The organism is Maribacter polysiphoniae, assembly GCF_003148665.1.
Lineage (GTDB): Bacteria > Bacteroidota > Bacteroidia > Flavobacteriales > Flavobacteriaceae > Maribacter_A > Maribacter_A polysiphoniae.
The window spans coordinates 984,067-1,010,986 of the sequence record NZ_QGGQ01000001.1; the positions used below are offsets into that span (position 1 = coordinate 984,067).

The 26,920-nt window shown below is 40.4% G+C and carries 21 protein-coding genes and 1 tRNA gene; 20 read left to right on the plus strand and 2 right to left on the minus strand.

The genetic code is table 11. The annotated features are described in order from the left end of the window. The first annotated feature begins 3 nt into the window (after positions 1-3). The 19 genes from LX92_RS04085 (at position 4) to LX92_RS04175 (ending at position 23,598) form a co-directional block, all read left to right on the plus strand. A complete protein-coding gene (locus LX92_RS04085; RefSeq protein WP_109649072.1) occupies positions 4-2,256 on the plus strand; it encodes an alginate lyase family protein in 2,253 nt (750 codons plus the stop codon). Between the two features lie 101 nt (positions 2,257-2,357). Next, positions 2,358-2,735 (plus strand): cupin domain-containing protein, encoded by a 378-nt coding sequence (locus LX92_RS04090; RefSeq protein WP_109648974.1) that lies wholly within the window; start codon positions 2,358-2,360, stop codon positions 2,733-2,735. A gap of 513 nt (positions 2,736-3,248) precedes the next feature. After that, positions 3,249-6,368, plus strand: coding sequence for a SusC/RagA family TonB-linked outer membrane protein (locus LX92_RS04095; RefSeq protein ID WP_109648975.1), 3,120 nt, complete (start codon positions 3,249-3,251; stop codon positions 6,366-6,368). Between the two features lie 29 nt (positions 6,369-6,397). Continuing rightward, positions 6,398-7,819: a RagB/SusD family nutrient uptake outer membrane protein gene (locus LX92_RS04100; RefSeq protein WP_109649073.1), complete on the plus strand. Its 1,422-nt coding sequence runs from the start codon at positions 6,398-6,400 to the stop codon at positions 7,817-7,819. Positions 7,820-7,848: 29 nt separating this feature from the next. After that, positions 7,849-8,802 (plus strand): PKD domain-containing protein, encoded by a 954-nt coding sequence (locus LX92_RS04105; RefSeq protein ID WP_170117786.1) that lies wholly within the window; start codon positions 7,849-7,851, stop codon positions 8,800-8,802. Between the two features lie 29 nt (positions 8,803-8,831). After that, a complete protein-coding gene (locus LX92_RS04110; RefSeq protein WP_394340340.1) occupies positions 8,832-9,758 on the plus strand; it encodes a polysaccharide lyase family 7 protein in 927 nt (308 codons plus the stop codon). Between the two features lie 230 nt (positions 9,759-9,988). Then, positions 9,989-10,693, plus strand: coding sequence for a FadR/GntR family transcriptional regulator (locus LX92_RS04115; protein WP_109648977.1), 705 nt, complete (start codon positions 9,989-9,991; stop codon positions 10,691-10,693). 252 nt (positions 10,694-10,945) lie between these two features. Then, complete coding sequence (locus LX92_RS04120) at positions 10,946-12,232, plus strand: MFS transporter (protein WP_109648978.1); 1,287 nt, start codon at positions 10,946-10,948, stop codon at positions 12,230-12,232. A 31-nt stretch (positions 12,233-12,263) separates the two neighbouring features. After that, positions 12,264-13,028 carry an SDR family NAD(P)-dependent oxidoreductase gene (locus LX92_RS04125; protein ID WP_109648979.1) on the plus strand — a complete coding sequence of 255 codons (765 nt, stop codon included), beginning with the start codon at positions 12,264-12,266 and terminating at the stop codon, positions 13,026-13,028. Positions 13,029-13,204: 176 nt separating this feature from the next. Beyond that, positions 13,205-13,957 (plus strand): SDR family NAD(P)-dependent oxidoreductase, encoded by a 753-nt coding sequence (locus LX92_RS04130; RefSeq protein ID WP_109648980.1) that lies wholly within the window; start codon positions 13,205-13,207, stop codon positions 13,955-13,957. 26 nt (positions 13,958-13,983) lie between these two features. Then, positions 13,984-15,024: a sugar kinase gene (locus LX92_RS04135; protein ID WP_109648981.1), complete on the plus strand. Its 1,041-nt coding sequence runs from the start codon at positions 13,984-13,986 to the stop codon at positions 15,022-15,024. Positions 15,025-15,064: 40 nt separating this feature from the next. Beyond that, positions 15,065-16,288 carry a 6-phosphofructokinase gene (locus LX92_RS04140; RefSeq protein WP_109648982.1) on the plus strand — a complete coding sequence of 408 codons (1,224 nt, stop codon included), beginning with the start codon at positions 15,065-15,067 and terminating at the stop codon, positions 16,286-16,288. A gap of 9 nt (positions 16,289-16,297) precedes the next feature. Then, a complete protein-coding gene (locus LX92_RS04145) occupies positions 16,298-16,966 on the plus strand; it encodes a bifunctional 4-hydroxy-2-oxoglutarate aldolase/2-dehydro-3-deoxy-phosphogluconate aldolase (RefSeq protein WP_109648983.1) in 669 nt (222 codons plus the stop codon). A gap of 7 nt (positions 16,967-16,973) precedes the next feature. Next, complete coding sequence (locus LX92_RS04150) at positions 16,974-18,248, plus strand: Nramp family divalent metal transporter (RefSeq protein ID WP_109648984.1); 1,275 nt, start codon at positions 16,974-16,976, stop codon at positions 18,246-18,248. Between the two features lie 417 nt (positions 18,249-18,665). Next, a complete protein-coding gene (locus LX92_RS04155; RefSeq protein ID WP_244915919.1) occupies positions 18,666-19,496 on the plus strand; it encodes an SDR family oxidoreductase in 831 nt (276 codons plus the stop codon). 21 nt (positions 19,497-19,517) lie between these two features. Continuing rightward, on the plus strand, positions 19,518-20,708 hold the full coding sequence (gene uxuA, locus LX92_RS04160) for a mannonate dehydratase (RefSeq protein WP_109648986.1): 1,191 nt from the start codon (positions 19,518-19,520) through the stop codon (positions 20,706-20,708). A gap of 60 nt (positions 20,709-20,768) precedes the next feature. Then, positions 20,769-21,608, plus strand: coding sequence for a 5-dehydro-4-deoxy-D-glucuronate isomerase (gene kduI, locus LX92_RS04165; protein WP_109648987.1), 840 nt, complete (start codon positions 20,769-20,771; stop codon positions 21,606-21,608). A 4-nt stretch (positions 21,609-21,612) separates the two neighbouring features. After that, a complete protein-coding gene (locus LX92_RS04170; protein WP_109648988.1) occupies positions 21,613-22,407 on the plus strand; it encodes a gluconate 5-dehydrogenase in 795 nt (264 codons plus the stop codon). A 12-nt stretch (positions 22,408-22,419) separates the two neighbouring features. After that, the gene (locus tag LX92_RS04175) at positions 22,420-23,598 is read left to right on the plus strand and encodes a DUF4861 domain-containing protein (RefSeq protein WP_109648989.1); all 1,179 of its coding nucleotides are present in this window, start codon (positions 22,420-22,422) and stop codon (positions 23,596-23,598) included. 59 nt (positions 23,599-23,657) lie between these two features. Here LX92_RS04175 and LX92_RS04180 read toward each other — a convergent pair whose 3' ends face one another. Next, positions 23,658-24,479 carry an endo alpha-1,4 polygalactosaminidase gene (locus LX92_RS04180; RefSeq protein WP_109648990.1) on the minus strand — a complete coding sequence of 274 codons (822 nt, stop codon included), beginning with the start codon at positions 24,477-24,479 and terminating at the stop codon, positions 23,658-23,660. Positions 24,480-25,035: 556 nt separating this feature from the next. Here LX92_RS04180 and LX92_RS04185 point away from each other — a divergent pair. Beyond that, on the plus strand, positions 25,036-26,226 hold the full coding sequence (locus tag LX92_RS04185) for a hypothetical protein (protein ID WP_109648991.1): 1,191 nt from the start codon (positions 25,036-25,038) through the stop codon (positions 26,224-26,226). A gap of 185 nt (positions 26,227-26,411) precedes the next feature. On the opposite strand, the gene LX92_RS04190 is transcribed toward LX92_RS04185, so the two are convergent. Beyond that, positions 26,412-26,488: transfer RNA gene (locus LX92_RS04190), tRNA-Arg, on the minus strand. Positions 26,489-26,920: the final 432 nt, after the last annotated feature.

Sequence of the window (26,920 nt, forward strand, 5' to 3'; positions counted from 1 at the left end):
ACTATGAGGTTCATTGCATATTTATTACGTCGAGTTCTTGTCTTATGCTGTTTGATAACTTTTTTGGTTGGAGCGGAAGGGTTTTCCCAAGAACATCCAAATTTGATTCTTACCAAAGCCGGGGTTGAAAAAATAAGGGCGGAATTAGGGGGTATTCCCATTTTTGACGCAACCTTAAAACAAGTGAAGGAAGAGGTTGATGCCGAAATAGCAATGGGCATCCATACCCCGATTCCGAAAGATTATTCAGGGGGGTATACCCACGAGCGTCACAAAAGGAATTTCATTATCCTTCAAAAGGCAGGGGTGTTGTTCCAGATTCTTGAAGATGAAAAATATGCTGTTTATGTGCGGGATATGCTGTTTCAATATGAGGCCATGTATAAAGATTTACCGGTGCACCCCAAAGAACGATCATATGCCCGTGGAAAATTGTTTTGGCAATGTCTCAATGATTCAAACTGGTTGGTGTATGTGAGTCAGGCCTATGATTGCGTATATGATTGGTTTTCTAAAAAAGAACGAAAAAAATTGGAGAAAAACCTGTTTAGGCCCTTTGCCGATTTTATTTCGGTAGGTAATCCACAGTTCTACAATAGGGTTCATAACCATAGTACCTGGGGCAATGCGGCCGTAGGAATGATTGGGTTGGTCATGAATGATGATGAACTTATAGAACGGGCATTATACGGTATAAAGGATGTGAAATTGGATGTGAATGCCAAGGATAATGACGGTGGATTTATACAGTCAAAAGATAAGAAGGCCGGATTTTTGGCCAATTTGGACGAGCCTTTCTCCCCGGATGGTTATTATACCGAAGGACCGTACTATCAGAGGTACGCCATGTACCCATTCTTGATTTTTGCGGAAGGGTTGCAGAATGTGAGGCCAGAACTCAATATTTTTGCCCATAAGGATAGCGTTCTTTTAAAGTCGGTCAATGCCTTATTGAATCTTTCCGATAAGGATGGGGAGTTTTTTCCATTGAACGATGGTCAAAAAGGAATGTCCTATTATTCCAGGGAATTGGTAACGGCGGTTGATATTGCTTATCATTTTGGAGGATATAATGCGGAATTATTGAGTGTAGCTGAAAAACAGGACCGTGTGGTTTTGGATGATTCAGGGCTGTCTGTTGCTTTGGGGCTAAAGGAAAACAAGGCAAAGCCATTTCCTAAAAAATCAATTTTGCTTAGTGATGGTCCAGAAGGAAACGAAGGTGGTGTGGGTATTATTCGATATGGCAATGAAGAGCTTTCATTGGTTTTTAAATATGCGGCCCAAGGACTAAGCCATGGCCATTATGACAAACTATCGTTTTCATTGTATGATGAAGGGGATGAGGTGCTTCAAGATTATGGTTTGGCCCGGTTTGTCAATATAGAACAAAAGGGTGGTGGTAATTATTTAAAGGAAAATAAAACATGGGCAAAACAGACCGTAGCCCATAACACAGTGGTCCAGAATATGACTTCCCATTTTAAGGGCAAATATGAAATAGGGAGTGAACATCATTCGGAGTTGTTCTTTTCGGATATCAGTGATCCCGACTTCCAGGTTATCAGCGCCAAGGAAGTAAACGCCTATCCGGGTACGTCGATGCACAGGACAATGGCGATGATAAAGGATACTGATTTTGAGCGACCCTTTGTTTTGGATGTCTTTAAAATAACATCCGATAGCGAAAACCAGTATGACCTTCCCTTTTATTTTATGGGCCAGGTGATGAAGACTAATTTTGAATACGATACGCCGACTAGCTTACAGGCAATGGGTGGCGATAATGGCTATCAACACCTTTGGTTGGAAGGGAAGGGGAAACCTTCTGGGGACAATACCAAGTTATCGTGGTTGAACCAAGGGCATTTTTACACTTTGACCACGACGGCGGATAGTTCCGATGAACTGCTTTTTACAAGATTAGGGGCCAGTGACCCCGAATTCAATCTACGAAGGGATGCCGCTTTTATGGTACGGAGAAAAGCACGGAACACAGTGTTTGTCTCAGTGGTTGAACCCCATGGCCATTATAGTGCCGTATCTGAGTTTGCCGTAAATTCAAATAGCAGTATTGCGCATTTGGGGCTGATATATGATGATGAAAATTATACAGGTGTGGCTATCGAGGATAAGGAAGGCAATACTCTGATTTTTATTCAGTCAAATACAAACGGATCCTCGAAAGCGCAGCATAGGTTAAAAATCAAGGATAAGGAATATCAATGGACAGGTCCTTATTATTTTAAACAATAAATAAATTAAAATTATGAACCTTCCGTAAGGAGAACCTGATACTACGGGAATTAATTAATGGAAGCAACATATGACCTTTAAAAAACAATAAATATAAACATATGAAACGATTTAGTGAAAAGTACATTATCTCAAAAGAAATACAATGGGAAGAACTTGGAGGAGGGGTATCAAGAAAGTTCTTGGGTTACGATAACCAAATCATGATGGTAAAAGTGAAGTTTGAGAAAGGGGCATTGGGTGCGCCACATCAACATTTTCACACACAAGCTACCTATTGTGTCTCAGGTAAATTTGAGTTTGATATTGATGGGGAAAAGAAAATCATAGAAGGAGGGGATGGAGTGTATATTGAGCCAAATTTATTGCACAGTGCAGTTTGTTTGGAAGAAGGGATGCTAATAGACACATTCAGTCCTGTAAGGGAAGATTTCTTGAGTGGTGGTGAGGTATCTTATTTTGGGGATAAAGAGGCCTAATATAAAAACCACTAGTCCTATTCATGAGGATTTTATGGAATAGCCCCTCACTATGAGGTGTTTTGCGTATTTCATAAAAATAAGGGTGTTAAAATCCAAAACAAATTAAAATTTAACATTTAATTCTGTTTTGGATTTTTTTTTAACACATATATAACATATATTTGGTTATCCAAATTGGTCAACCAGTTTGGGTAACCAAAAAAAACTAGATAAATGAATGCTAACTCAAACAAAATAAATATTCAATGAAACTAGATGGATAGTACAAAAAAAAGGATAGGTGCCAGCCTATCCCTTTCAAAATGATCACTTCTTCTTAGACGGAAGTAATACTCTAAAACATGTAATGCTTTACAAAACATGCTTTCTGCAAAAGTAACAATAAATTCATTGACTTCTTCAGAAACATTGTGCTTAGGTAAAGTAGGGGGTTGGGATTTTGACATCTCATTTATCAATACTTCTCAATGGTATTGAATTGTAAAAATTATGAACATAATAAGATCACAAATGAATTTAAAATCGAGATTAATATTAATGGTAATATTGTTATTCAATATTTCATTATTCGCACAAGACGGATATGTACTCTCTGGTACGGTAACTGACGGGGACAATGTTCCCATTCCAGGGGTTAACGTTGTTATTTTAAAGACAACCAGGGGTACGGCCACAGACTTTGATGGGTTGTATCAGTTAGAGGTAAGTAGTGGGGATGTATTACAGTTTTCATATTTAGGATATGTTACCCAGACTTTCATTATTTCCAATCAAAAGGAATTGAACGTAACCATGAAAGAAGATGCCAGTCAACTTGAAGAGGTTGTTGTCATTGGTTATGGTACACAAAAGAAGAGTCATACCACAGGGTCTATATCCAAAGTGGTTAACGATGATTTGGATCAGATTGCCTTGGCCAGGGTCGATGATGCCCTTGTAGGTCAGGTATCAGGTGTTAATATCCAGGCTACAGACGGTGAAGCTGGTTCTGCTCCAACGATCAGTATTAGGGGTGTTGGTTCCATGGCCGGTGATTCTACGCCATTGGTAGTAGTCGATGGGGTTATTGTGGATGCCGATTTCTTAGGTTCATTGAATATGAACGACGTTCAGTCTTTTGAGATTCTTAAAGATGCTGCTTCTTCTGCAATATATGGTTCTAAAGGTGCCAATGGTATTATTATGATTTCTACAAAATCAGGTTTGGAAGGTAAGACCAAAATCAACTATAGTACTTTTACAGGTTACAAAGAAGCAAGACATAGTGAACCTTATACGTTCTCAATTGCCGAAACCGCTGCCGCTGAGTTGGCTGCTACAGGAACCCTTTCCGATAGGACTAGGTATAAGCAATTGATCGGGATAGACCGTTCTTGGCAAGATGTTATTTTCGATGGTGGTACCATTACAAGTCATTCATTGACCGCTAGGGGAGGTAACGACAAAACAAAATTCAGTACCGGTCTTAACTATAGCCACGATGAGGGTGTTTTGTTGACCGATGATTTTAAAAAGTACGGACTTCGACTTAAAGTGGATACCAAAATAAGTGATAAGGTTTCCATAGGGGCCAATTTCTCGCCTTCCTATACCAACAGAAGACGTTTTGATGGTTCAACCCATGATATTTTGAGACAGACCAACTGGTTGCCTGTGTATCATGATGCCAATTCGATTCAATTTTTGAACAGAGTTAGGGATGGGGGCGTATATGCGGATGTCCAGATTGGGGATTATGCTTTGCAACGTCATTTTGATGATTATGATTTGGAAACAGGTACACCTGTGGTAAGTGGAACCGATATCAGTAACACTTCAAACACAAACCCTGCGGCTAAAGTCCTTGAACGGGATAGAAGGGATAAGAAATTCAAACTTTTCGGAAGTGTTTATGGCGATATTGAAATAGCTGATGGATTGAACTTCAGGACTACACTTTCAGGTTCGTACCAAGATACCAAAAGAACAAGATGGCAAGGTGTGGAGTCAAATAGGAATGGTGCTTCTGCGGCTTCAATGAATGAAATTGGACAAAGGGAGATTTATCTGATTTCCGATAATTTCTTTTCCTATAACAGGTCTTTCGGTAAGCATGACTTTAGTGCTATCTTAGGGGTATCTGCTGAATCCCGAAAATGGTCTTTCTCAACGATTACGGGAACGGGCTACACTTCTGATGATGTAAAGCAAATCGTAAATGCGACGACTATTTCAGATGCAGATGCTTTTGAATGGGAGAAAAAAACAATAGGATATGTTTCTAGGTTCAATTATGCCTATGACAATAAATATTTAGCGTCATTGAGTATAAGGCGTGATGGTAGTTCGATCTTCGGATCTGATTTCAAATATGGTAATTTCCCAGCTGCATCTATTGGTTGGAACGTAGGCAATGAGGAATTTCTTGCGGATAGTGATGTTGTAAGTGCACTTAAATTCAGGGCTAGTTACGGTGTCACAGGTAACGATAGGTTGAATACAGGTAGTGTTGATCCAGACAGTAGCAGTAGTAGTAGTAACTTGAGTACAGGTAATGTACTTGTGGATTATTATCCTTCCCTTGCTTTGTTAGGTGCTACGACAGCTGTCGTGGACGGGAATTTAACAGGTGGTTTCAATGCTTTGAACATTGCCAATCCAGAATTGCAATGGGAACGCTTGGTAGAATTTAACCCTGGTGTTGATTTCGGTTTGTTTAAAAATGCAATTTCAGGTTCTCTTGATTATTATCGAAGAACCAGTGATCAATTGTTGTTGGACAACCCAGTTTCGGTAACAACAGGTTTTGATAGTGCTTTGGTAAACCTTGGAGAGGTTCGAAATGAAGGTGTTGAATTTGAATTACGTACACGAAATATTTCACAGGACAACTTTAGATGGTCGTCAACCTTAATCGCAACGACCAATAAGAATACATTGGTTGATTTCGCGGATTCAAATGGTCAAATTACAAATGTGGATAGTAAAAGGGCTGCTGAATGGATCAATTTGGAAGGCCAACCTATTTCGACCTTCTACGGTTGGGTAGTTGATAGGGATATCCCCTTGGAATATCTCAATGATCCGTATCACCCTATCGGTGGTGAGGCCCAAGACGTATACGTTAAGGATTTAAACGGTGATGGTATTATCGATGATGAGGATAAGGCTGCATTAGGTGATCCTTACCCAGAGTTGGTTTGGAGTTTTACCAATGATTTTAAAATTGGGGATTTCGATTTGAGCTTTATGTTCCAAGGATCTCACGGAGCGGAAGTTCGAAATATGGGAGATCAATATATCTTCAACCATTTCAATAGCTCACAAGATTTTAATCCAGATATAACTCCAGATCAGGAATTTATCAAACAAAAGATCTTTACCGATGACATTATTCAAGATGCTTCATATATCGCACTTCGTAATGTTAATGTCGGGTATACTTTCCCAAGCGATTTTGTTTCGAAGTACGGAATTTCCAAACTTAGGATATACGCTGCAGGTCAGAACCTTATGTATAAGACTGCTGATAATTATACCGGTTTTAATCCAGAATCAATTGATAAGACAAGTCCTACGACCTATGGTTACCAAAGGGCTGGTTCGCCAATTTACCGAACTATTTCGATAGGTCTAAACCTTGATTTCTAATTAAAACAATAATGAATAATACAAATATTATGAAACAAATAAAGATTATAGTATTGCTTTTGTTAGGAGTGGTTGTTTCATCCTGTGAAAGTGATTATTTAGAGCCAGTACCATCTTCGGGCACCACTGCCGATAGTTATTTTTCCGATGCGGATGAGGTATATACCGCAGTAATTAATATGTATGATGGTATTCAAGGGACAAATTCAACGGACACAGATGATAATCACAGTGTAATGTATGAGTTTTATCTTACTGAAATGCGAAGTGATAACACACGTACAAAAAGTAGCGAAGGGGAATCAGCCCAATTTGAGAGCTATAATGTGGAAGCTACCAATGGTATTGTAAAAGATTATTATTCAAGTTTTTATAATATCATCTATAGGGCCAATGTGGTTTTAGACAATTTGGATGCCATTGATGAGGCTAGTGTTTCTGCTGCTTATGAAGGGGAGGCTAAATTTGTTAGGGCCTATGCTTATTTTAATTTGGTTAGGTTGTATGGGGATATTCCATTGGTCGATAGAGTGATTTCCCCCTTAGAGACTGACATCCAGTTTGCAAGGGTTGCATCGGCCACCGTCTACGAATTAATCGTTAGCGACTTGTTAACGGCCATTGAGACATTGGATAATTCATATAGAACACGGGCATCAAGAGCCGCTGCCCAAGGTTTGTTGGCAAAAGTTTACCTAACATTGGGTAAGTATCCTGAAGCACGTTCACTTTGTGAGGATGTAATAGGAAGCGGATATGAATTGGAAGATAACTTTAAGGATGTTTTCTATAATGAAACGAATTCAGAGGTCATATTTTCCGTTGGTTATGTGTCTGATTTAGATAGCGATAGCCAAAATTTTTCCGCAGAATGGTTGAATGCCGTGGGTAGAACCAGTGGTGTGAATTATGTTACTGATGAGGCTGTAGCTGCCTTGGATTTATTGGGGGGCAACAGAACGGCATATTCTTATAGGCCGGATCCCAGTCAGGCCGGACAATACCAAGTGGTGAAATATTTACCCAATGGAGACGCAGACTTAGGTATTGATCCAGTGTCTTCAGATCCTACATTGGCAGGTAACGACTGGATTGTTCTTCGTCTTGCAGACGTATTGTTAATGCATGTAGAAGCGATTATGGCCGGTGCACAGGAAACTAATGATCCAGATGCTTTGGCTTCCTTCCAGAAAGTTAGGAACCGTGCGGGATTAACCGATGTTGTGGGTCTTATCACAAAGCAAGATTTGTTGGATGAAAGAAGGGTTGAACTTGCTTTTGAAAATCAGAGACTTTTCGATTTAATGCGCTTTGGACAAGCTGAATCTGTATTGTCTGCTTTCTCGACAGCAAATAATTATGGGTATTCTTCTTCTGATTTATTATTGCCATTACCTCAGAACGAGATTAACTTGAGCAATGGTATGCTTACTCAAAATCCTGGATACTAAAAGCATTCAATTAACATAAAACAATGATTATGAAATATAATAAACTTATAAAAAGACCATTCAATACTTCGGTATTGATGGTCTTCACAGCCATAGTTTCACTTTCTGTGATATCGTGCGACCCTACTATTTCCTCTTTGGAATATGATTTGGCGGAAGCGAACTCCAAAACAGATGAAACACCGCCAAGTGCTAGTTTTTCAGCTACTGTAACCGATGATTATTTGACGTATACTTTTGCAAATTCATCTTCCAGTGCAACGGACTATTTTTGGGATTTTGGTGATGGTAATACTTCAACTGATGTTGACGGTTTGAATACATATCCTGCCGAGGGTACATATACCGTCACTTTAACCGCAACGGATAAACTGAATGCAACCAGTACGTATTCCCAAACTATCGAGGTCGTAGAACCTGAAGAGCCTGCTGCCATAGATCCTGAAATTCTAAACGGTGATTTCACCGCGGGTCAGGATGATTGGAAAATAGCGGCATTTACCGGAGGAACTACAAGTCCTTTCAATAGTAGTAGTGATGGGGATCCCCTGAATTATGATGGCTCTGAATCCGGGGCTACCAAAACACCTGGGGCAAAATGGACGAGTTCTACATCTGCAGGTCCTTTAGTAAGTGAAGCGACAAGATATGCATACCAAGCTATTACGGTTACACCCAATACCAATTATGTGGTAGAATTCAGCCATGCGATTAAAACGGATAAAGATGATATAGATGGTGGTGATCGGGTAATTGTTGAGATTTTGGATGGACAGTTTAGTGATGGTGTCGATGCCGTAGCTAGTTCTGAGGCAGGTCCTTTGGTACAAGTTGTTGGTGATGTTGCCAATGGTAAAGGTAATTTTAAGATTCTAACCGGCCAATTCACATCAAATGCCACTGGGCAAATTTCAATTTGGATTTATGCGATAACAAACGATGAGCTATATATTGATAACGTCAAAGTATATCCATCCGAATAATTTAAGTTTCGAATAGCAAAAGAAAAATGATTTCATTGTCAGTCAAATACATATCGGCCATTTTGTTTGTTGGTCTACTTTCATTGAACGCCAATTGTCAAAATACTATGGCACACGGTCCTTCAGTGGGGGAAGAGGGCAATGGGAAAACAGCTGTTGGTCATGGTGATGTTTTGGAAGGTGAAGATGGTCAGGTAGCTAAACTGCCTAATATAGACCTGAGTCATTGGAAGGTGACATTGCCTGTGGGTAATCCTACGGAAGTGGAACCACCAGAGATTTTGGATTATGCAAATAATGAGGTCTTGAAAGATTTCATGTATAATGACCCTAAAGATGCTTCTTTGGTGTTTATGACATATCCGAATTCATCGACAGCCAATTCCTCTTACTCCAGAACAGAGTTGCGGGAACAAATGGTTCCAGGTAGGAATGATGTTAATTGGACTTTTGTCCAAGGAGGAAGAATGAAAGGCACATTATCCGTTCCTGTTATATCGAGGGCAAAGGATGGCAAATACCATAGGACCATTATTATGCAGATTCATGGTAGGTTGTCCAATGCCCAGAAAGAATTGATAGGGCAAGATGATAATAATGCCCCGCCGATTCTTAAGATTTACTGGCATAATGGCAAGATCAGGGTTAAGACGAAAGTCTTAAAAAAACTTAAAGCCTCTGAAGAGGAGATTTTACATACCAGTGCTTGGGGCGATGATGAAGGATATACATTTCCTGAGGCCGTTGGGGCAAAAAAGTTTACCCTAGAGGTAATAGCATCCGAGGGTAGGTTGGAGGTAATTTTAAATGAAAAGGATTCCGTGGTGTATGAAAATATCCATATGGAAAAATGGGGTGTTTTTGAAAATTATTTCAAGGCTGGAAACTATTTTCAGAGCAAGGACAAGGGATCATATGCAATGGTGAAATACTATGCATTGACCGTTGATCATTGATAATCGAGAACAAAGAACAGAAATGGTATTTGTTTTAAAATATAAGTTTTGATTAGTAAGTTGAGTTAGTTTGAGTTTTGGTGGTACTGGTCCTATTTGGACCAGTACTCCAAATTTTAAGGAGCAATGTGGATAATTGTTTTTTGAACATTTTGAACTCATTTTATGTTGAATTAATTGTTTAATTTTAACAGACCAATCTGGTTAACCAATTTTGTTAAAATGTTAATATGAAGTTAGAAGTCCTTACAAAATCTGAGAATAAAGAAGTTCAAAAAGAAATTATCTCAAAAATCCGAGACCTGATCGATTTTAAAAATTTAGAACCAGGGGATAAACTGCCGTCAGAGCGTATGTTGTCAGAAAAGTTCGGGGTTAGTAGAAGCAGTTTAAGGGAAGCCATTCAAAGATTGGAATTCTATGGTTTATTGAAATCAAGACCACAGAGCGGTACTTTCATTGCCGATATTGGTCCTATTGCCATGAAGGGAATGCTTAAGGATATATTGGAGCTGGAGTCCCCGGATTTTAAATCCCTCGTAGAGACACGGATTTTACTGGAGTTAAAAACATGTAGATTGGCGGCTTTACGACGAACCGAAGAGGATTTGGAGCATATGAAAGAGGCCTTGGATGCTTTTAGTGCTAAGGTTAATAACGGGGAAGATGCCGTTCAGGAAGATTTGTTGTTTCATTTGTCTATAGCGAAAGCCAGTGGAAATAGTAGTATGAATACATTCATGTTGATCATTACCCCTGAGATCATAACGAATTTTGAAAAGTATCATGTATGTAATGTGAATAGGGCGGCTTTAGGTATACAAGAACATAATGACATCTATGAAGCGATAAAAAATCAAGATCCCACTTTGGCCAAGGAAAAAATGAAAGTTCATTTCAAGATGCTTTATGAGTATTGTTATAATATAGAATAGAATCATATATAAGAACGGAAAAGATAGAACTACGCACATTTTTAATTACAAACAACCGAGAGAGGATTATTTACTTGTACAGGTATTAGTTGCGGATTCTGGTTCGCGAGACATCGAATGGCTGTCTTCAAGGACGGTTAGGTGTTCTTTGGTTTAATCGAAACAATTTGAGGTTTCATCACAGCCAATTTTCGTGGGTAGTATTAAAGTGGTTTCAGTTAAGTTAATTCTCAATAAATAAAATAATTGAATATGAAAGTTAAGGGATTAAGATGGGTGATTATTGGCCTGATATTTTTAGCCACAGTAATAAATTATATCGATAGAAGTGCACTTTCAATAATGTGGGGGAATGAAAATGTGGAAGGGTCTATCGCCCAATCACTAGGGCTTACGAAAAATGATTATAGTTTAATATTGAATATTTTCATGGTAGCCTATGCATTAGGTCAGCTTTTTTCTGGAAAATTATTCGATAAGGTAGGAACTCGAATAGGTTATGTAATCAGTATTGGTATTTGGGGACTTTCTTCCTTCTTGCATTCCACGGTTCGGGGATTGTTCTCCATAGCGTTTTTTAGAAGTACCTTAGGTTTGTCAGAAGCCGGTAACTGGCCTGGAGCGGTTAAAAGTAATGCCGAATGGTTTCCTATCAAGGAAAGGGCAATCGCCCAAGGTTTGTTCAATGCCGGTGCATCCATTGGGTCGGTAATCGCACCTCCCTTTATAGCCATGCTATTTGTAGCCTATGGCTGGAGGATTACGTTTATGGTCGTTGGTTCCTTTGGTATTTTATGGATCATACCATGGTTGTTGGTCAATAAGGCGGGTCCGAAAAAACACCCTTGGATTACCAAAGAAGAGCAAAAGTTTATTTTGGAAGGACAAAGTGAAGCTGATCAAAATGCAACGGAGGGCACCAAAGGATTGAGTCTAAAGGAAATACTTTCCCATAAGGAATCATGGGCAATCGTTGTCAGTAGATTTTTCCTTGAACCCATATGGTGGCTTTTTGTGGGTTGGATGCCAATCTACCTATTCGATGTATACGGTTTTAATGTTAAAGAGGTCGGTATGTTCGCATGGGTGCCTTACGTAGGGGCGGCCATTGGTAGTATTGCTGGTGGGTATGTGTCTGGTAAAATCATTGCAAGAACAAATTCAATCGATAAAGGTAGAAAAACCACCATTCTGATCGGTGGGGTAATAATGTTGATCGGATTGGTCTCAACGGTATTGTTCGGGACTACGCCAGAACGATTTGTTTCCATTGTATTCGTGGTCCTATTTGGATTTCAGTTTGCCATTGGTAACGTACAAACACTACCGAGTGATTTATTCAGTGGAAAATCCGTTGGGTCTTTGGCAGGTTTGGGAGGTATGATCGGTGTCTTCTCCGTTATTATTATGAACTTTTTGGTGCCCATTGTGGCAGAAGTTTCATATACCCCAATATTTATAGTTATAGCAGTGTTTGTGCCACTAGGTGTCGGCGCCATTTATTACTTCGCAAGGGATATTAAATCAGTAGAAAAATAACAGAATTATAAAATAATAAAATTTTTAAAAAATGAGCAATTTAAAAGGAAAAGTAGCTGTAATAACAGGAGCTACCGGAGGTATTGGTTTTCAAGTGGCCAAAAGATTGGGAAAAGATGGGTATACCGTGGTTTTGAACGGTATCGAAGATGAGGAAGGAGCGAAAAGGGTTGAAGAGCTTAAGGCCGAGGGAATTACCGCAGAGTATTACGGGTTTGACGTTACCAAAGAAGAAGAGGTAACTTCCAATATCAATAAAATTGGGGAAAAATATGGTAAAATCGACGTATTGGTTAACAATGCCGGTGGTTTAGGGGGAAGATCCCGGTTTGAGGAAATGACCACCGAATTTTACAGATTCGTTATGGCTCTAAACCTTGATTCCACATTTTTTGCTTCAAGGGCTGCCATTCCTTTCCTTAAGAAAGGGGAGAATGCATCCATAATCAATTACACTTCGATTGCGGGGTGGAATGCCGGAGGCCCAGGGGCAGGTATATACGGGACATCCAAAGCGGGTGTTCATGCAATAACCAGAGCCTTGGCAAAAGATCTTGCAGAATATGGAATTAGGGTAAATGCCGTATCTCCGGGTACAATTGACACACCTTTCCACGCCCAGATTAAATCGACCAAACCGGAAGTATTCGCTTCATGGAAAAACAATATTTTGTTGGGAAGATTAGGGCAACCTGAGGAAGTAGCGTCTGTAATTTCATTTTTGGTAAGCGATGATGCTTCCTTTATTACAGCGGAAACTATCCAAATTGGTGGAGGACAAGGTTTAGGTATCTAAATTCATCATGTTTTTTATGGCGTGAGGGATTTTTTCATGCCATAAAGGATTAAAATATAGTAAACTGGTTTTGTTTGATTTGTATAAAATCATTACTAAGGTTGATCTTTTACTGATGTGGTTTTTATAAAAGGTTGCATCAGTAAAAGCAATCAACTTGAAAAAGGATAAAACAAATGGATTTAAAAGGAAAAGTTGCCGTTGTAACTGGCGGTGGTAGGGATATTGGCCGTGCAGTATGTGTAAAATTGGCTAAGGAAGGAGCTAAGGTTGTAGTCAATTATTTTGATAGTGAAGCTGATGGGGATAAAACCAAGGCAGCCATTGAGGCTGTTGGAGGAGAAGCTATAACTGTTTATGGTGATGTGACCAAACAAAAAGACATAGACAACATGGTGGCCAAGACCAAGGAAGCTTTTGGGGATAAGGTTGACATTCTGGTCAATGTTGCCGGTGGTTTATTTGCTCGAAAGACTGTTGAGGAAATAGACGAAAAGTTCTACGATTTGGTTATGAACGTAAACTTTAAAGGAACCGTTTTTGTGACACAGGCCTTTAAACCATTAATGGGTAAAGGGTCATCAATCGTAAACTTTGCTTCCCAAGCGGGTCGTGATGGTGGTGGTGCGGGGTCATCCCTTTATGCGTCCTCCAAAGGGGCGATTATGACTTTGACAAGATCTTGGGCAAAAGAACTGGGTCCACAAGGAATTAGGATCAATTCGGTTTGTCCTGGAATGATCGCCACTAAATTCCATGATGATTTTACCAAAGATGAAATACGGGTCAAAGTGGCTGCCGGAACCCCATTAAGAAGGGAAGGTAAAGCAGGCGAGGTTGCTGACCTAGTGGCCTATCTGGCTTCTGATGAGGCTTCTTTCATCACGGGAAACAATGTTGATATCAATGGAGGTTTGGCCTTCAGTTAATTTAGGAATACTTCAAAAAGAATAGAATGAAAAAAGTAGTTACTTTCGGAGAGATAATGCTGAGATTGGCACCTCCTGGATTTTTAAGATTTTCTCAAACAAATAGTTTTGATGTTGTCTATGGGGGCGGTGAATCCAATGTTGCCGTTTCTCTGGCGAACTATGGGGTTCCCGTGGATTTCGTTACAAGACTTCCAAAGAATGACATCGGCGAATGCGCCCTTATGGAAATGCGTAAGCGTGGCGTTGGGGTCGATAAGATTGTTTATGGAGGTGACCGTTTGGGGATTTATTTCTTGGAAACGGGAGCTGTAAGTAGAGGGAGTAAGGTCGTTTATGACCGTGCCCATTCCGCTATTAGCGAAATAGAATCGGGTATGATCGATTGGGATTCCGTATTCGATGGGGTTGAATGGTTTCATTGGACCGGGATTACACCTGCAATTTCACAAGGGGCTGCGGATGTATGTCTTGAAGCGGTCAAAGCCGCAAGTGAAAAAGGTATTACCATTTCCACCGATTTAAATTATCGTGCGAAGTTATGGAATTATGGGGGAGATCGTGAGGCCATCATGACCGAACTAACCTCCTATTGCGATATCATCCTCGGTAATGAGGAGGATGCAGAGATGCATTTTGGGATTAAACCAGAGGGTATTTCGGTACAAACCCAAGGGCATGATGTAAAAGCAGAAGCCTTTTTGTCGGTATGTAAGCAAATGATGGAGAAATTCCCACGTGCCAAAAAAGTGATTACCACGCTTCGTGGATCCATTTCCGCTTCCCACAATACATGGGCAGGTGTCTTGTACGATGGTAAAAAGATGTATGAGACCCGTCAATACCAGATTACCGATATCGTAGACCGTGTTGGTGGTGGCGATTCATTCATGGGTGGTTTGATCTATGGATTGTTGAAATATCCTGAGGATGATCAGAATGCCTTGGATTTTGCCGTGGCGGCATCCTGTTTAAAACATACTATAAAAGGTGATGCGAATTTGGTCACCGTTGCCGAAGTTGAAAAACTTATGGGTGGTGATGCATCAGGTAGGGTTGCGAGATAACCCAAGTAGAATAACTATGGTCTAAATAATGATTTTTTAAATGGATAAGGGCAAATCTATATTGATTATTTGTGGAGGGGGACCTGCACCTGGAATTAATTCAGTTATCAGTACGGTTGCCAAGGTTTTTTTAAAGGATGGTTACAGGGTCTTAGGTTTACATGAAGGTTTTAAAGGTATTTTCAGTGAAAACCCGGAAATTAAGGAGTTTGATTTTGATCATGCCGATAGAATCTTTAGCCGAGGTGGCTCCACCTTGGTTATGAGTAGGTTCAAACCAGGAAATGAAAAGCTAAACACTAACCTTTTTTTGGAGAACAATGTAAAACTATTGGTCAGTATTGGTGGTGATGACACTGCCTCTACTGCCAATAGGATTACCTCCTACCTAGAAAGGGAAAATATATTGATTTCCAATATCCATGTTCCCAAAACCATTGATAATGATTTGCCTTTGCCCGATCGGAATCCCACTTTTGGGTTTCATTCCGCAAAGGATGAGGGTGTGCGAATAGGCAACACGACCTATGAGGATGCCCGTACCAGTCAAAATTGGTTTGTAATGTGCGCCATGGGACGATCGGCAGGTCATCTGGCATTTGGTATTGCCACAAGCTGCCACTTTCCGATGATGGTCATCCCGGAAATGTTCAATAATACAGACCTTACCCTCGATAAGGTAATCCGATTGATTATTTCATCAATAGTCAAAAGAAAAGTAAAGGGTATCAAGTATGGTGTGGCAATGGTGAGCGAAGGTGTTTTTCATTCCATGCCAAAATCAGAGCTGGATAAAATTGGTATAAATTTCACCTATGATGACCATGGCCATCCCGAACTAGGGAATGTGAGTAAATCCCATATTCTCAATGTGCTTCTCCAAAAAGAATTGGAAAAACTTGGGTTGAATGTTAAAAGTAGACCGGTAGAATTGGGGTATGAACTACGATGTTGCCGCCCAATTGGGTTTGATCTTACGTTGTGTACCCTGCTGGGAATCGGGGTAAAGAAACTATATGACCAAGGGCTTAGTGGCTGTATGGTAAGCGCGAACTCCCGGGGGGAAATAACACCACTCTTTTTATCGGATATGCAGGATGCGAATGGTAAAATACCGCCGCGTTTGGTAGATATCGAATCTGAATTTGCAAATCTGTGTTTTCAAAACTTGGATTATTTAAAGCCAAGTGATTATGAGGCTGCAAGGAAGTTTGTAGAGAATCCTTCAGCCTATGATTTTAAAAAAATATTAAACGAAAAATAAAATAAAAATATGGCACAATATTCAAGAATTGAAGTGGCATCGGTGATGAAGGAAACAGGCATGGTCCCTTTGTTTTATCATCCGGATATTGAACTTGGTAAAAAAGTACTTAAGGCGTGTTATGACGGTGGCGCGCGATTGATGGAGTTCACCAGTAGGGGCGATTTTGCCTTTGAGATATTTGGTGAACTGAACAAATATGCCATCGCAGAGCTTCCTGGAATGATTATGGGGGTCGGTTCCATTACCGATGCAGGGGCGGCTTCCCTATACATGCAATTAGGTGCGAATTTTATTGTTACACCATCACTACGTGAAGATATAGCGATAGCCTGTAACCGTAGAAAAGTACTTTGGTCACCTGGTTGCGGTTCTTTGACCGAAATCAACAGGGCAGAGGAATTAGGATGTGAGATTGTTAAGTTGTTCCCAGGTTCAACCTATGGACCAGGGTTCGTAAAGGCCATTAAAGGTCCGCAACCATGGACTAGTGTGATGCCTACAGGGGGTGTTTCGACCGAAACCGCAAATCTTAAAGGTTGGTTCGATGCGGGTGTTACCTGTGTTGGTATGGGATCCCAATTGATCAGTAAGGATGTGTTGGCCAATCGGGATTATAAAGGTTTGGAAAATTCAGTAAAGGAAGCCTTGAAAACCATTAACGAAGTTAGAAAATAATAATAGTATGGAGAAGTCAAATGCCAGTAGTTCGTGGATTAAACAATTGCTTGCTTTGGTATTGGCTTTCGGTCCAGGTATTTTTGCCATAGGGTATACCATAGGTACAGGTAGTGTTACTTCGATGATCGTAGCGGGGAGTACCTATGGTATGCAACTATTGTGGGTGTTGCTGATCAGTTGTGTTTTCTCTGGACTCCTAATGTACGTTTATGGGAATTATGCCTTGCTGACCGGTGAGACGGCGCTCTATGCTTTTAAAAAGCATATTAAAGGGGGTAAACTATTGGCTATTTTGATCATTATCGGCATTTCTTTTGGTCAATGGAATTCGTTAATGGGGATTCTTGGCATTTCCGCCAATATCATCTACGAGATTTTCTTGATCTATTTTCCTCAACTGGCCGGTTTTAAATACGAGACGGTGTTGATTGTGGCTATTGCTGTCATTGCAATCATGTATGCCCTTCTTTTGGTAGGTAAATACACGTTTTTCGAAAAGATTCTAGTGATTTTTGTTACCATAATGGGGTTGTCCTTCATCGTATCCCTTTTCTTGGTGTATCCGCTCCCAATTGAGGTAGTACAAGGATTGGTTCCTTCGGTGCCAGAGGTGGAAGGGGGCAAAATGATGGTGGCGGCATTTGTGGGTACGACCATGGCAGCGGCAACCTTTTTGTCAAGACCACTTTTCGTTAAAGGTAAAGGTTGGACAATCAAGAATCTCAAGCAGCAAAAAAGGGATGCCATAACCGCTGCTATTCTGGTGTTTATCATTAGCGGGTCGGTCATGGCGGTCGCAAGTGGGGCACTTTTTCATCAAGGGCAACCCGTGACCGAAGTTTTGGATATGGTGAATACACTGGAGCCCGTTGCCGGTAAATTTGCATTGACCTTGTTCTTTTTTGGTACATTGAGTGCAGGACTTTCTTCCATCTTCCCATGTTTATTGATTGCACCTATCTTAGTGGCGGATTATCAGTCAGGGGAATTGGATACGAATTCCCGTCAATTTAGGGTCATTACAGGAATAGCATGTCTCTTCGCGTTGATTGTTCCCGTATTTGGGGCGAATCCTATCGAAATGCAGATATTGTCGCAGGTTTTTAATGTCTTTGTACTGCCCATAGTGATATTGGGAATACTATTGCTTATCAATAATAAAAAAATCATGAAGGGATACCGGACGAACATAATGATCAATCTAGGTTTGTTCGCGGCCTTCTTTTTTTCATGTGTTATTTCCTATAATGGTGTCTTGGCATTGTTGTCTTATTTTTAAGAAAAACCCGCTACTTAACTGTTGTCATCATTATCTTATCCTAAGATATCTTCAATTCGTTGAAGACAATCCCTGTTCATTGAAATCATTGCTATTCTAGAAGGTAGTCTCGAGTGGGTGCTTTAGTCTACAAAACAGCAAATACTGCATTTGCTAATGTATGGTTCTTAGCAAAATGAAACATATTACATAAATTATGACCATTCTATTCTTTTCTAACAATAAACAAGATATTACAGGATGGATAGAATAAATGCATTCCGTAATTTTATAGGCGTAAAAATGGACTCAATTATCCCTTTTGTGTACAATTATCGAGGCAAATGATTAGTATGTTTGGTTTAAAACCAAGAAATTTGGGGGAAGCTTACGTTTTTATAGTTGATCTTTATAAGAATAAAATTAATGAATTTGAAAATGGAGAAAAAAGTAATTGTGTTAACGGGCGCCGGTGGGGTTCTAATAAGTGCATTGGCCAAGGCCTTTGCTAAAGAAGGTCATAAAATTGCGGTTTTGGACCTAAAAAAAGAGGCCGCTGATAAAGTAGCTGATGAGATCAATGGTCAAGGAGGTACCGCTATAAGTTTGGTTGCCAATGTATTGGAGAAAGAATCCCTCGAATTGGCAAAAAAAGAAGTCAATAGTCAATTGGGACCGTGTGATATTTTAGTCAATGGTGCCGGGGGCAACCATCCTTCGGGAACCACAAGCGAACCTTATTTGGAAGAAAAGGATTTACTCAAAACAACGGAAGGCTTTAAAACTTTTTTTGATTTGGATGTTAACGGTATCCAGTTCACTTTCAATTTAAATTTTATAGGAACGCTATTGCCCACTCAGGTATTTGCCAAGGACATGGTTGGAAGAAAGGATTGTAGTATCCTGAATATTTCCTCCATGAATGCCTTTACACCTTTAACGAAAATTCCAGCCTATAGTGGGGCAAAAGCTGCGGTCTCTAACTTCACCCAATGGTTGGCAGTGCATTTTTCCAAAGTTGGGATACGTGTAAATGCCTTGGCTCCAGGTTTTTTCCTAACGGATCAAAACAGGGCCTTATTGTTAGGGGCAGACGGGGCTTTGACCCCAAGGGGGAATACGATTATAGGCCAAACACCCATGGGACGTTTTGGAGAGCCCGAGGATTTGATAAGCACTGCTTTATGGCTGAGTGATAAAGGCGCCTCCTTTGTTACAGGTGTTGTTGTGCCCATAGATGGAGGTTTTAGTGCTTTTAGTGGTGTTTAATAATATAGAATAATAATACGAATGACTTTAGAACAGACTTGGAGATGGTATGGGCCAAACGACCCAGTATCCCTATCAGATATTAGACAGGCGGGTGCAACGGGAGTGGTTACTGCCTTGCATCATGTTCCGAACGGACAGGTATGGACGGTTTCGGAAATCACAAAAAGGAAAAAGGAAATAGAAGCTGCTGGACTCACATGGTCGGTCGTTGAGAGTGTGCCCATCCACGAGGCCATAAAGACCCAAACCGAAGGGTATATGCAATATGTCGATAATTATAAGCAAACCCTTTTGAATTTAGGGGAATGTGGGATAGACATTGTATGCTATAACTTTATGCCCGTGTTGGATTGGACAAGGACCGATCTTGACTATGAGGTAAAGGATGGTTCCAGGGCCTTGCGATTTGAAGCTGTCGCTTTTGCGGCTTTTGAATTGTTTTTGTTGAAACGGCCTGGTGCAAAGGAAACCTATACGGAACAGGAAGTAGTTGCCGCAAAGGATTATTTTGAAAATTTGACCGAAGAAGGAAAACAGCAACTTACGAATAATATTATTGCAGGACTTCCGGGTGCCGAAGAAGGATATTCCTTGGAAGAATTCAACACCATTTTAGCAACGTATGATGCTATTGATGAGGTAAGGTTGAAAAAGCATTTATTCGAATTTTTGGAACATATCATCCCAGCCGCCGAAAAAGCAGGGGTTTTAATGTGTATACATCCCGATGACCCTCCTCATCCTATTTTAGGCTTGCCACGTGTGGTGAGTACCGAACAGGATATTGTAGAGCTATATAAGGCTGTTGATAGTCCGAATAACGGACTCACATTCTGCACAGGGTCTTTTGGTGTCCGTAAGGATAATGACCTTCCCGGTATGGTGGAACGTTTAGGCAGTCGCATACATTTTATCCACCTTCGCAGTACCCAAAGGGATAGCAATGGTAATTTTCATGAAGCAAACCATTTGGAAGGCGATGTAGATATGTTCAATGTTATGAAAGCCTTGATTACCGAACACGAAAAACGTAAATCGGAAGGAAGAAAAGATCTTCGTATGCCAATGCGTCCCGATCATGGTCACAAAATGCTGGACGATTTACGTAAAAAGACCAATCCAGGGTATTCAGGTATTGGTCGTTTAAGGGGATTGGCAGAGCTTCGTGGTCTTGAATGGGGTATAAGAAAAGCTCTTTTCAACCAATAATGGTAATTGTTTATTCCTGTATAAAATTTGTAAAAGAAAACACTGAAAAAATAGTTTGAAATGTCAACAGTAGTCGAAACCAGATATGCTTCAAGTCCCGAAGCCGTAAAAAAGTATGACACAACCGAGTTGCGTAATGAATTCCTTATTTCCAATTTGATGCAAAAGGGAAAGGTCAATCTGACCTACTCGCATTATGATCGGTATATTGCGGGATCAGCGGTTCCTGAAGAGCCATTGAAATTGGAAACCATCGATCCATTGAAAGCGGAGTATTTTTTAGAACGGCGCGAACTAGGTATTATTAATGTGGGAGCTCAAGGATCTGTTGAGGTTGATGGTACTATCTATGTTTTGCAGCATAAGGATGCGCTTTATATAGGAAAGGGGACCAAGGAAGTGATTTTCAAAAGTGATGAGGCCAAAAAACCTGCCCAATATTATTTAAATTCCGCTCCCGCCCATACGCATTATCCCACCAAGAAAGTTAGTCTGGCCGAAGCCAATAAGTTGGAATTGGGCTCTTTGGAGACAGCAAACCATAGAACCGTCAACCAAATGATTATCGGAGGTGTGGTGACCACGTGTCAATTACAAATGGGGATGACCGAGCTGAAAACCGGAAGTGTATGGAACACCATGCCTGCACATGTTCACGATCGTAGAATGGAAGTATATTTTTATTTGGATATACCTGAAGGGCAATCAGTCTGTCATTTTATGGGCCAGCCACAAGAGACACGTCACATTTGGATGCAAAATCATGAGGCCGTTATCTCCCCACCATGGTCTATCCATTGTGGTTCAGGAACTTCAAATTATACGTTCATTTGGGGAATGGCAGGGGAAAACTTGGATTATGGCGACATGGATGTGGCTAAAATAACAGATTTAAAATAAAAGAATGGCTCTGGATTTATTTGATATTAAGGGGAAAGTTGCTTTGGTTACCGGGAGCACGCACGGATTGGGAATGGCCATAGCCAAAGGACTGGGAAAAGCAGGGGCGACTTTGGTCGTCAATGGCAATTCATCACAACAAAAAATTGATGCCGCGGTAAAAGCGTATAAAAGCGAAGGTATGAAAGCCTTTGGTTATCGATTCAATGTGGCTGATGAAACAGAAGTGATGGAGGCTGTTGCCAAGATTCAACGGGAAGTGGGGCCCATAGACATCTTGGTGAATAATGCGGGAATCATAAAGCGAACTTCTTTGGAGGAAATGGAGGTGGCCGATTTCAGGCAGGTCATCGATATTGACTTAGTGAGTCCGTTTATAGTATCGAAACATGTGGTAAAATCGATGATTGCCCGTAAGCAAGGTAAGATCATCAATATCTGTTCCATGATGAGTGAACTAGGTAGGGATTCGGTGGGTGCTTATGCTGCGGCTAAAGGTGGACTCAAAATGCTGACAAAGAATATGGCGACGGAATGGGCCAAGCACAACATTCAGACCAATGGGATTGGACCTGGTTATTTCGCCACTTCACAAACAGCCCCTATTCGTGTAGAAGGCCATCCTTTCAATGATTTTATCATTAACCGCACCCCAGCGGCAAAATGGGGAGACCCCGATGATTTATCGGGCGCGGCAATCTTTTTGTCATCGAAAGCCAGCGATTTTGTCAACGGACACATTTTATATGTTGATGGGGGAATATTGGCGACTATCGGAAAACCATCAAATGAAAACTAAATAATAAAGGTTATGAATAAATTATATGCACTGTTTTGTGTGGCAACATTGCTTTTGTCCTGTGGTGAAGGGGCACAGTCCAATAAAAAAATCGTAGTGAAAAATACCATGGATTTTGACCGTGCCTTTGAAACGGTCAGTATTCCTATTTCAGCACTCGAACTGGATAGTTCGGAAAACAATATTGTAATAAAGGACGTTTCAACAGGCAAAAATCTAGTTTCCCAGAAGGTCGATTCCAATGGTGATGGTGTTCTGGATGAAGTATTGTTTCAGCCCGAAATCAAAGCCAATGCGGAAAAAACCTTCGAAGTGGTTGTCTCTGATGAATTGGATACGGTTAAAACCGATGCTGATCCTGCCTGCTATTCGAGATTTGTGCCAGAAAGAACCGATGATTATGCTTGGGAGAACAATAGGGTCGCTTTTCGAACTTATGGTCCAACAGCACAACAATTGGCAGAGGAAGGAGACAATGGGGGAACCTTATCCAGCGGAATAGATGCTTGGCTAAAACGCGTGGATTATCCCATCATCAATAAATGGTATGAGAAAGATCTTTCCGGCAGTGGTAGTTATCATAAAGATACCGGTGAAGGTTTGGATAATTTTCATGTTGGTGTTAGTCGGGGAGTAGGGGGAATAGCCAAAAAGGTAGATTCCACATATTATATTTCAAAGAATTTCACCACCTGGAAAACGCTTAGTACCGGGCCCATTAGAACAAGTTTTGTTTTAGCCTATGCCGATTGGGACGCAGCAGGGAATAAAATATCCGAAGAGAAGAGGATTTCATTGGATTATGGCAGTAATCTATCCAGGTTTGAGGTCACCTTGAAAGGAACGGATACCATCTCTGCCGGACTTACCTTGCATGAAAAAACAGGGGAAACTGAAGTGAATACCAACAATGGATGGATCAGTTATTGGGAACCCCTTCAAGATTCTGAATTGGGAATGGGGATTGTGGTTCCGGAAGGTAAAATGGTGGGTTATGAGAAATACCTGACCGAAAGGAATGATGAAAGTAACCTTTTTGTCCATATAAAAACAGAAAACAATAAAGCTGTCTATTACACAGGTTTTGGATGGAAAAAGAGTGGTCAGTTCAATACCAAGGCTGATTGGGATGCCTATTTAAACCGATTTTCCCAATGCTTAAAGAATCCTTTGGTTTTTGAAGTTCAATAAATCCTAAAGGATGTTTTTTTATTTGGATCTACGATTTAGAACCCTAGGGATACGCTACGCTATTCATTAAAATGTACATATTCCTTACGGTTGGCATCCTCGCAGATAAAAGAGAGGTCGTCGTTGTATAGCCCTTTATAATCCGAATAGACCTGCCCACAATTGGTTTCGTTATAATGGTTGATTATAACTAATTTTCCGGCATCCAAAAAGCTTTGGGCGCCGGATTGATCCCACCAGTTTTTATCGTCACTATACGATTCGTACAATACCCCATCAAATTCGGAGGCACGCTCTACGAGATTTTTTGCCATGCATTTCATTCCTTTGGAATGCACATAGTCACAGAGCTTTTGATAATAGTCGACTCCTTCACTCAGAGTGACCTGAAATCCATAGGTAGCCCTTAATTCATCATCGTATATCCAGTCCATATTATCAAACTCCACCCAATCAAAACCCCAGTCGGCGATCTTGTCAATCCTGCTTTTCATGATTTCAAGGATACCGGTAGTGGTCGAGTTTACAAAATACTCGTCTGGCCATTGTCCCCAAGAAGTAGAGACAAGGTAGGGTTGTAATTGTTCAAAATCATCCCGGTAGGTTTCTCCGGTGCCGATACTGATATACGCTCCCACTTGATTGTTGTTTGCTTTTATCCCACTAACATGTTCTACTACATTATCTTGGAAGGGGTCTAATAATACATAGGCATTCTTCGCTTTGATTTTGATATCGCTGATTTTGTCTTTATCAAAATTTTCTTGGTATGCTTGGTTATAGACGGGAATGGCCTTGCTTGTATCGGTGTCGGTTGATTTGTCGTTATTGGAGCATGAGGACAAGGAGAATACATACAATAGGAGTAAATAGAATTTCATTGTTCATTTATTTAAGATGATCGGAAATGAATTTAAAAATACGTATTCCCATTCGGTTAACCCATTGAAATCGGACGCTATATTATTTTGGGATAAAACCAATTATACAATGTTGTGAAATAAGTATGGAGGCCTAACATTACGTTCGTATGGGATATGGTTCCGGTTGTTGCAAACTGATGTTGGTCATCTACAGAAAATATTCCTTTACTTGATTGATTAATTTCGTGCCATCGGGGTCGGTCTGGGTTTTGAATTTAGACATGTTATCAGCCTATTGCGAAGTTCTGATTCTAAAGGAAGGGTTTTCTGATTGGAATGAATATTCCAAATAGGTGACGGATTTTTATTTATTCCAGGGAGAATACGACGGGGAACATCGGTTGATTAAGTACTCTGCTAACATTGAGAATAGGATTTGAAACTATTGACCTCGATGTGATTATTCGATATATTTGGTTGTGATGACTGTGATTCAGGGTATTTGGCTATAGATAACCTTTCTTTTAATTGTCTCCCAAGTTTAAAAGATTATTTTCGTTTACAAATTTATAACATGAAGAAACTAAAAGGCACTTTGCTTCTTTTTTCGCCCCTTTTCTGTCTATTGCTTGGCGGATATGAAGCGTTTTCACAAGATACCAATACACCCGAACTTTATTTAGAGCCTATCTTTAAAGTGAATTATGGAGACGCGACGGCCGATAAACCCCAATCAAAATCGTGGACAAACGAGCATGGACAATGGCTTGTGGTAGGTGATGAAGACGGACCTAAGCTATTGAAAAAGGATGCCCTTGGCTGGACGGGTCAATCTGCGGTCAATCGTGCCTGGCAAACCTTACCGAGTAGGGCCGATGTATGGAGCAAGGGCGATGAGGTGCAAATTGTCTTTGTTGGGGAATGTGCCTTGAATGTCGTTCAAATGAGGTATTCCAAACATCGCAAAGGTTACAAACAACGGAGAAGCGGGTATCTTCCTATACCTAAGGACTGTAACGATATTGAGACTGCTACCATTACCCAAGATTCAAAAAATCAATTTTGGGTTTGTGCGGACATGAATGGAAAAATCATGGTTTGGCATTCTTCCAATGGCAAGGATTGGTCTGAACCATTTACGCTTGCAGATGACATCAATAATGACGATATATCCCTAATAGTAACACTAAAAGGCCAAGTATCGGTTATCTGGTCCAATCAAAACACACAATCCATCAATGAACGAATTCATATTGATGGGGATGATCCCGATCAATGGTCAGAACCTATAGTTGTTCAAGAAGGGGATAACAATGCGGACGATCACTTGAATGCTACGGTTTTTGAAAATGGCGAAATGGCTATGGCCACCAAGAACAGTGTCGATGTCATCAATCAACCTCAGTTTGTATTGCGGTTTAGGGATACGAAGGGACAATGGACCAACATTCCGTACGAGAATCTCAGAACAGCAAGGAGTCCTAGCCGTCCTATAATCAATCATATTCGACAAGGAAGGATATTTGAGGTTCATACCGTAAGGAACCGGGTAAATAATCGATATTTTATTTCTGTCAATGAAATAATAAGAAAGGGAGATGGCTGGGAGTTTAAAGAACTCATCCAACTAAAAACCGAGATAAATGGAAAAAACGGTGATGTTACTTCGAGTAAGGCTGGTTTTTTACCGGATGAACCTAAGCTTATATTCTTCTCCGATGATTTAGGCCATATTTATTCGTTTGATCTCGATACGATATTATAGGTCTGTTTTGGATGTCTTTTATTCGGCGCCCTTCGATTAAATAAGATTCTGATGCTTCTCGGGTTCTATACGGTTCGTTAAGCCACAAGCTTTACAATTTGCCCAGTTCCTCTTCAAGGCTTCAAACTTCGTTCGGCCATTCCGTAAAACAAAGAACCACGCCGATGGGCGTGGTTTTGAGTGAGTGGTGATCGCGGAAGGATTCGAACCTTCGACCGTCTGCTTAGAAGGCAGATGCTCTATCCAGCTGAGCTACGCGACCATTATTTTAATTACGGCTTCCGACGGTCAATTTCGAAAGCTATTGCTCTATTTCTGACGATTGCCTTTAGCAATGTCAGAATCCTGACAGGTTATCCTCGTCAGGACCAGCTGAGCTACGCGACCATTATTTACTATAATAAAATATTTAAAACCATGTACGGTAAAGCGTACTCCGTTTTGTCAATATTTCGGCAAATTTAAATCTTTTAAACTAACTGGAAAGAAAAATTCAAAGAATTAATGGATATGTCCGAATTATAACCTTTGTAATCCGTTGTGTTGTGGCGGTCCAAGGGGGTATTAGGCCAAAGATGCAAACCTTATGATGTGTCTGGGCGTTCTATAACGGTACAATGGACATTTAATGTATTGTCTTCAAAAAAACAGTAGCCCTATTATCGGTTCTATGGTAACCATTGCGATGGGCTAG